Consider the following 4,649-nt stretch of genomic DNA (forward strand, 5'->3'; position numbering starts at 1 on the left):
ATGCAAATATAGAGGGCCGTTTTAAATCTGACAAGCATCCTTGTTAAAAAAAATGCGTTTAAACGGTAATTAGCTCAAAATGAGCCGATAAATTTTTAGTTTGTTTTGCCTGCCGGATCATGTAACTTGCCGCTGTTTAACAAGAACAAAACCTTACGTAACATGTCTAAGAAAATAAGAGTAGCCATCAATGGCTTTGGCCGTATCGGCCGTCTTACCTTTAGGACTCTGATAGAGCACGAAAATGTAGAAGTAGTAGGTATTAATGACCTGACTGACAACGCTACGCTTGCTCACTTATTAAAATATGATTCAGTTCATGGCCGTTTCAACGGAACCGTTTCTGCTGATGAAAACAGCATCACGGTAAACGGAAACCGCATTGAGGTATTCGCCGAGCGTGAGCCTAAGAACTTACCATGGGGCAAATTAGAGGTTGACGTTGTATTGGAGTCAACCGGACGTTTCGTGGACGAGAAAGGTGCCGGTGGGCACTTAGAGGCAGGTGCCAAGAAAGTAGTGATCTCTGCTCCGGCCAAAGGTAACATCCCAACCGTAGTGTTAGGGGTGAACGAAGAAATCTTAACCGGCCAGGAAACCATCGTTTCTAACGCATCCTGTACCACCAACTGCCTTGCCCCAATGGCCAAGGTGTTGGATGAGGCGTTCGGAATTGAGAAAGGCTATATCACTACCATTCACGCCTACACTGCAGACCAGAACCTGCAGGATGCCCCGCACGCCGATTTGCGTAGAGCCCGTGCCGCCGCGGTTTCCATCATCCCAACTTCTACCGGTGCTGCCAAGGCCGTAGGTTTGGTGTTGCCGCACCTGAACGGTAAGTTGGACGGTGTGGCCATGCGCGTTCCTATTCCGGATGGTTCTTTGACCGACTTAACGGTAATCCTGAAAAGAGAAGTTACCAAAGCTGAGATCAACGCTGCCATGCAGAAAGCCGCTCAGAACGAAATGAAAGGCATCCTGGAATACACCGAGGACCCAATCGTTTCCATTGACATCGTGGGTAACCCGCATTCCTGCATCTTTGATGCCCAGCAGACGGCCGCCAATGGTACTTTGGTGAAAGTAGTAGGCTGGTATGACAACGAGTTCGGGTATTCTAACCGTGCCGCTGACCTGATCTCCCGTATCGGTTAATTTCTTAGCCGGTCAAAATAGATTGAAGTGGTGCTGCCTTCCGGCGGCACCACTTTTTTTGTGTATTTTTACCAAATCGGCTTTAAAACGGAAAAGATGATCTAACCCGGCTGCGCGTCTTTTATCAACTTAGAAGGGAAATCCGCAGTTCGCCTTGTATGCTATAGAAACTCCTGCTTGCCATGGAAAATACAACCGCCCCGGAGAAGGCTTTTTTTATCCTGAACCCTAAATCCGGGGTCCGGAGCAGTGTATCGGTGCCTGACCTGATCTCGGCCCATCTGGATACGACCCGTTGGGTTCCGGAGATTGTGCTCACCGAGCGGGCGGGTCATGCCACCGAACTGGCCCAACGAGCCGCCACGGAGGGTGCTCGCCTGGTGGTGGCCATAGGCGGAGATGGCACCGTGAACGAAGTGGCCAGAGGGTTAAAGGACACGAACTCGGCCCTGGGAATTCTGCCCAAAGGCTCCGGCAACGGACTCGCCCGTCACTTGGGCATTCCTTTGAACCTGCCCCATGCGCTTGGGCTGCTGAACCAACCCTCGTTCCACCGCATTGATTCCTGCGCCATCAACGGGCACCCATTCTTTTGCACTGCCGGAATTGGCTTTGATGGCTTGGTGAGTTCGGTATTCGCCCAGAGCACCAAGCGGGGTTTGAGCAGCTACATTCAGCTGGTGGTAAGGGAGTTCCGTAACTTCAAAGCCGAGGCCACCACGGTGAGCATCAACGGGCGCGAACTCTCCTCTGAGTTTTTTGTGGTGGCGTTTGCCAACGCGTCTCAGTACGGCAACAACGCTTACATTGCGCCCATGGCCAACATTCAGGATGGCTTGATGGATGTCTGCCTGATCAGGCACGTGGGCGTGGCCGAAGCCATTCAGTTAGGATATGGCCTGATGACCAAACAGATTGCCCATTCCAACCTGGCCGAGTTCCACACCTGCGCCACCGTTTCCGTACAGAGCGAGGCCCCGCAGTATTTCCACGCTGACGGCGAGTATATGGGACAGGCGAAGGATTTCACCGTGCAGATGTTCCCCAAGTCCTTAGAAGTTGTTGCCTCTTTATAGGCTAAATTTTGAAAACATGAGCAAAAACAAAAAGAACCGCGAAGGCGTTGTTTTCTCCACCAACCCAGATTTTGAGTACGAGTACCAGCAGGAGGGAGAAGTGCAGACCTTGCCGCCGCAACAGCAGAACCTGCGCGTGCAGCTGGACAAAAAGAGCCGGGGCGGCAAGCAAGTCACGTTGATCACGGGCTTCGTGGGGCAGGACAGCGACCTCCAAACTTTAGGAAAGACCTTGAAAACCAAGTGCGGGGTAGGCGGCGGCGCCAAAGACGGCGAAATCACCATCCAGGGCGACTTCAGAGACAAGGCGCTACAACTGCTGCTGGATCTGGGCTACAAAGCAAAAAAAGCCGGCGGCTGATTATCTCACGTACAGGGGCGAATCGGCGGTTTTGCGCATCTTTTCCATCTCAAGAGCTAGTTACTTCTGGCTTTTGAGGTACTGCAGCGCTTTCTCTACATCTTCCGGAGTGTCAATGCCAATGGTCTCCAACTCAGTGATGGCGGTAATAATCCTGAAGCCGTGCTCCAGCCACCGCAGTTGCTCCAGCGATTCGGCTTTCTCCAACGCCGAAGGTTGTAATTGCGTCAGCTGTCCCAGAACCGAGCTGCGGTAACCATAGATCCCGATGTGCTTGTAATAGGCGTGGCGGGAAAGCCAGTCGTGCTGCTCCGCTCCCCGCAGATAGGGAATAGGATGACGGCTGAAGTAAAGCGCCTGCTGCTGGGCGCCAATGACCACTTTGGGACTATTCGGGTTGAAAAGTTCCTCCGGTGACTGAACGGGTTTGATAAGCGTGGCAATCTGCGCCTCGGGCTGCGCGAAACAACCTAGCACCTTGTTGATCTGTTCGGGCTGGATGAAGGGTTCATCGCCCTGAATGTTCACCACCACCTCAAATTCTTCGTCTAACTGCGTGTATGCTTCATAGCAGCGGTCGGTGCCGCTCTGGTGGTGGTCGGCGGTCATGAGCACCGTTCCCCCGAACTCCAGCACATGTTCCCTGATCCGTTCATCATCGGTGGCCACCAGTACCTTGTCTAAGGCAGCGGTTTGCGCCTGCTCGTATACCCGCTGAATCATGGATTTGCTGTCCAGCATCACCAGCGGCTTACCGGGAAAACGGGTTGAGGCAAATCGGGCAGGTATAATTCCAACAGCTTTCATAGAATCTGGATTTACGGGGATACTAATTAGGGCAGCCGCGCCACCGCAGCTTTACTCGCGCAAAGATATCATTATTTCAGAACGATGAAATCCGCCAGTGAACACCCTTTTCAGAACTAGGTAGTAGCCGGTAACTCTTGCCGTATAGTTGAACAGAATCTGTTTTAAGCCTGTTTTCAGAAAACGGGACTAAAACTATCATCGCCTGATTAGAGTACATTTATAAATATGTATTCCATTACTTAACTTCTGAGAAGATGCAACCGCTGGGAAAATATCTGGTCATTTTGGGAATCATTCTAGTGGTCTTTGGGCTGGTCCTTTGGCTGGGAGGACCGCGGATGAACTGGTTTGGGAACCTGCCCGGCGATGTTCGGGTGGAGCGGCCGGGCTTTAAATTCTTCGCGCCTTTTACCACCATGCTGTTGGTGAGCATCGTGCTCAGTTTGGTGCTTTGGGCTATCCGGCGTTTCTTTGGGTAGTTTTATGAAGAAGCCCATTCTCAATGATAAAACCGCCTGCTAAGCCGATAGGGCAGGAGGTGCGTTTTGGGGCTGTATTTTTGAAAGTATGTTCTTTTTGCTGTCTAAGCTGCTCCAGTACCTCGCCTCGCCCGTGGTCTGGATTTTCTTCCTGTTCGTTTTAGGCTTGCTTTTCAGAAATCAGGCTAAAAAGAAGCTAACCCTCCGGGCGAGTTTTTTCCTGCTGCTGTTCTTTACCAATCCTATTCTAAGCAACGAAGCCTGGCTGGCCTGGGAGCCGGAAGCCGTCCTGATGAAAGAAGTGAAGCCGTATGATGCGGGCATTGTGCTCACCGGTGTGACCGAAGTGAACAGATCGCCGCACGACCGCGTCCACTACAAAGAAGGGGCAGAACGGATACTGGATGCCATTCAGCTCTACAAAATGGGCAAGCTCCAAAAGATCATCATCTCCGGCGGATCCGGTTTCATCAAAGAAGTGCAAAAGACCGAGGCCAGCAACCTGCAGCAGACCGCCCTGTATGCCGGAGTACCCGCCGCCGATATTCTGCTGGAGGAGCGCAGCCGCAACACCCACGAGAATGCCCTCTATACGAAGGAGCTACTCCAGTCCCAACCTCAGCTTCGGAAACTTCTGCTCATTACCTCGGCCTTTCACATGCGGCGGGCCCAGGGCTGCTTTAAAAAAGTGGGTCTGGAAATCGACACGTTTCCTGCCGATTTCCAGACCCACGACCGTAGTTCCCAGTTAGATGACCTGCTCAT

Annotated in this window: 6 protein-coding genes; 5 read left to right on the forward strand and 1 reads right to left on the reverse strand. The window is 52.1% G+C overall.

Annotated elements, in window-relative coordinates:
- The first annotated feature begins 162 nt into the window (after positions 1–162).
- The 3 genes from gap (at position 163) to H7U12_RS20795 (ending at position 2,595) form a co-directional block, all read left to right on the forward strand.
- Positions 163–1,158: a type I glyceraldehyde-3-phosphate dehydrogenase gene (gene gap, locus H7U12_RS20785; RefSeq protein WP_186641768.1), complete on the forward strand. Its 996-nt coding sequence runs from the start codon at positions 163–165 to the stop codon at positions 1,156–1,158.
- A gap of 182 nt (positions 1,159–1,340) precedes the next feature.
- On the forward strand, positions 1,341–2,234 hold the full coding sequence (locus H7U12_RS20790; protein ID WP_186641776.1) for a diacylglycerol/lipid kinase family protein: 894 nt from the start codon (positions 1,341–1,343) through the stop codon (positions 2,232–2,234).
- 16 nt (positions 2,235–2,250) lie between these two features.
- Positions 2,251–2,595: a translation initiation factor gene (locus H7U12_RS20795; protein ID WP_186641778.1), complete on the forward strand. Its 345-nt coding sequence runs from the start codon at positions 2,251–2,253 to the stop codon at positions 2,593–2,595.
- A 60-nt stretch (positions 2,596–2,655) separates the two neighbouring features.
- Here H7U12_RS20795 and kdsB read toward each other — a convergent pair whose 3' ends face one another.
- The gene (gene kdsB, locus H7U12_RS20800; RefSeq protein ID WP_186641780.1) at positions 2,656–3,402 is read right to left on the reverse strand and encodes a 3-deoxy-manno-octulosonate cytidylyltransferase; all 747 of its coding nucleotides are present in this window, start codon (positions 3,400–3,402) and stop codon (positions 2,656–2,658) included.
- 257 nt (positions 3,403–3,659) lie between these two features.
- Here kdsB and H7U12_RS20805 point away from each other — a divergent pair, with 257 nt between their 5' ends.
- Entirely contained in the window at positions 3,660–3,884 is a 225-nt protein-coding gene (locus H7U12_RS20805) for a DUF2905 domain-containing protein (RefSeq protein WP_186641782.1), read from the forward strand.
- An 88-nt stretch (positions 3,885–3,972) separates the two neighbouring features.
- Positions 3,973–4,649: YdcF family protein (locus H7U12_RS20810; RefSeq protein WP_186641784.1), on the forward strand; the 677-nt coding region annotated here is incomplete at its 3' end.

Source organism: Rufibacter sediminis (assembly GCF_014269285.1).
GTDB lineage: Bacteria > Bacteroidota > Bacteroidia > Cytophagales > Hymenobacteraceae > Nibribacter > Nibribacter sediminis.